Source organism: Acidovorax sp. HMWF029 (assembly GCF_003060895.1).
Lineage (GTDB): Bacteria > Pseudomonadota > Gammaproteobacteria > Burkholderiales > Burkholderiaceae_C > Acidovorax.
Genome location: NZ_QAIH01000190.1, coordinates 1 through 2,659, shown reverse-complemented (window position 1 = coordinate 2,659; position 2,659 = coordinate 1). Strand labels below are relative to the sequence as shown.

3 protein-coding genes are annotated in these 2,659 nt (G+C 67.8%); all 3 read left to right on the top strand.

The window, feature by feature from the left end; all coding sequences use genetic code 11:
- Positions 1–98: 98 nt before the first annotated feature.
- The gene (locus tag DBR12_RS13155) at positions 99–1,493 is read left to right on the top strand and encodes an acyclic terpene utilization AtuA family protein (protein ID WP_108617660.1); all 1,395 of its coding nucleotides are present in this window, start codon (positions 99–101) and stop codon (positions 1,491–1,493) included.
- Positions 1,494–1,636: 143 nt separating this feature from the next.
- Positions 1,637–1,987, top strand: coding sequence for a hypothetical protein (locus DBR12_RS13150; protein ID WP_108617662.1), 351 nt, complete (start codon positions 1,637–1,639; stop codon positions 1,985–1,987).
- Between the two features lie 45 nt (positions 1,988–2,032).
- Positions 2,033–2,659 (top strand): tripartite tricarboxylate transporter substrate binding protein (locus tag DBR12_RS13145; protein ID WP_146185532.1); only part of this gene is annotated, 627 nt, incomplete at its 3' end.

Below are 2,659 nucleotides of genomic sequence, written 5' to 3'. Positions count from 1 at the left end.
GGTTTGATTCATCTGTTTTTCAGATGGATTCATCAAAACAATCGATTTCACAGAATACCGCGATGTTCCTACAGTCGGCGGGAGGAGACAACGGATTCATGCCGAACGACCAAAAATCCAAACTGCTGGTGGGCTGCGCCGCCGGCTTTTCGGGCGACCGCACCGACGCGGCCCTCCCCGTGGTGCAGGCGCTCATCGCCAGCGGCCAGCCTGCGGTGCTCATCTTTGAGACGCTGGCCGAGCGCACGCTGGCCCTGGCCCAGCTCGCACGCCGCACTGACCCCGATGCGGGTTATGAACCCCTGCTGGTCGATCTGCTGCGCCCCGTGCTGGCGCAGTGCCTGGCGCATGGCGTGCGCATCGTCAGCAACTTTGGCGCGGCCAACCCGCACGGCGCCGCGCGCCGCATCCACGCCCTGGCGGCCGAGCTGGGCCTGGCCCGCCCGCGCATTGCCGTGCTGCAAGGCGACGACCTGAGCGGCCCCGAGCACCGTGCGCTGCTGCAAGGCGCGTTGGGCAGCGCGATGCCCACCGAGCCCATCGTCAGCGCCAATGCCTACATCGGCGCGCAAGCCATTGCCGATGCGTTGCGCGCAGGCGCCGACATCGTGGTCTGTGGCCGTGTGGCCGACCCATCGCTGGTGCTGGGCCCCGCGCTGGCGCACTACGGCTGGGCATTGGACGACTGGGACCGGCTGGCCCGCTCCACCATGGCCGGGCACTTGCTTGAATGCGGCGCACAGGTTACGGGCGGCTACTTTGCCGACCCTGGCTACAAGGACGTGCCAGGCCTGGCGCAACTGGGTTATCCGATTGCCGAGATCGATGCCGACGGCCACTGCACCATCACCAAGCCCCCGGGCACGGGCGGCTGCATCACCGAACGCACGGTGAAGGAACAGCTGCTGTACGAGCTGCACGACCCGGCCGCGTACCTGACACCCGATGTGGTGGCCGACATCACCACCGCCTGCGTGACCACGGTGGCCGCTGACGCGGTGCGGCTGGAAGGCGTGCAGGGCCATGCGCGGCCCGCCACGCTCAAGGTCAACGTGTGTTTTGAATCGGGCTGGTTTGCCGAGGGCGAAATCTCCTACGCTGGCCCGCGCGCCGAAGCCCGAGCCCGCCTGGCAGGCGAGGTGCTGCGCGAGCGCTTGCAGGGCCTGGGCCCGCTGCGCATCGACCTGATTGGCGTGACCAGCATCTTTGGTGACGACACCAGCCGCTGGTTGGATGCACCTGCGCAAAGCGACGACCACACCCGCGATGTGCGCCTGCGCGTGGCCCTGCAGCACCGCGACCACGCCAGCGCCCAACGCCTGGTGCGCGAGGTGACTGCCCTCTACACCTGCGGCCCTGCAGGCGGTGGCGGCGTGCGCACCGCCATGCGCCCGCGCCTGGGCACGGTGTCGTGCCTGGTGCCGCGCGAAGCGGTGGCCGTGCATTTTGAGATGGTGGAGCCCGCACCGCAGCCACTGGGAGTAAAGCCATGACCGATGCAAAGAATGCTTCGCTGAGCCCACAGCCTACCAACATGGCGCGGCCTGAGCCAGCGGCCGCCGTGCAAGGGCCGCCCCGCCGCACGGGCGGCGTCCCCCCTGGGGGGGAAGACGCGCAGCGTCTCAGGGGGGGCTTCCTGTCTGTTCCCCTCTACCGCCTGGCCCACAGCCGCACCGGCGACAAAGGCAATCGCTCCAACATCAGCGTCATCGCCTGGCACCCCGCGCTGTGGGATGTGCTGGTCGAACAAGTCACCGAGGCCGCCGTGGCGCAGCAGTTTGCGCAGCGCCGCCCGCGCCAGGTCACGCGCTACCTGCTGCCGCAGCTGCAGGCCATGAACATCGTGCTGGACGATGTGCTCGACGGCGGCGTGAACGACTCGCTCAACCTCGACAGCCACGGCAAGGCGCTGAGCTACCTGCTGCTCGATATGCCCGTCACTGTGCCCGCGCACCTGGCGCCGCACTTTGGCGGCCCCACGGCCTAGACCTTCCGTTTTGCTTTTTCACCCATACCAACACCAGGAGACAACATGACCCCTTCATCCCCCCGCCGCGCTCTGCTCGCTACCGCTGCTGTGCTGGCGCTGGGCGCGTTGCACGCCCCAGCAGCCTTGGCCCAGGCGGCCGGTGGCTACCCCGCCAAGGCCATCACCTTCGTTGTGCCCTTTGCCGCAGGCAGCGCCACCGACCAGCTGGCCCGCGCGCTCGGCCAGTCCATCACCAACGACACCAGGCAGCCCGTGGTCATCGACAACAAAGCGGGCGCCAGCGGCATGATCGCCGCGTCGGCCGTGGCCAAGGCTGCGGCCGATGGGTACAGCGTGCTCATCACCACCAACACCACACACGCCGCCAACGAGCACCTGTACAAAAAACTCTCGTACGACCCGGTGAAGGACTTTGCGCCGGTCACCGGCCTGGGCAAGGGCGGGCAGGTGCTGGTGGTCAACGCCAGCGCGCCGTACAAGAACGTGGGCGAGCTGCTGGCCTTTGCCAAGAAGAACCCCGGCAAGCTCAGCTTTGGCAGCGGCAGCTCATCGAGCCGCATGGCGGGCGAAATGCTCAAGCAGCTCGCGGGCGTGGACATCCTGCATGTGCCCTACAAGAGCAACCCGCTGGCCATCACTGACCTGCTGGGCGGGCAGATCGATCTGATG

What these genes read in the sequence shown, in the direction of transcription:
- DBR12_RS13155 (WP_108617660.1), top strand. Translation starts at nt 99, where the DNA reads ATGCCGAACGACCAAAAATCCAAACTGCTGGTGGGCTGCGCCGCCGGC.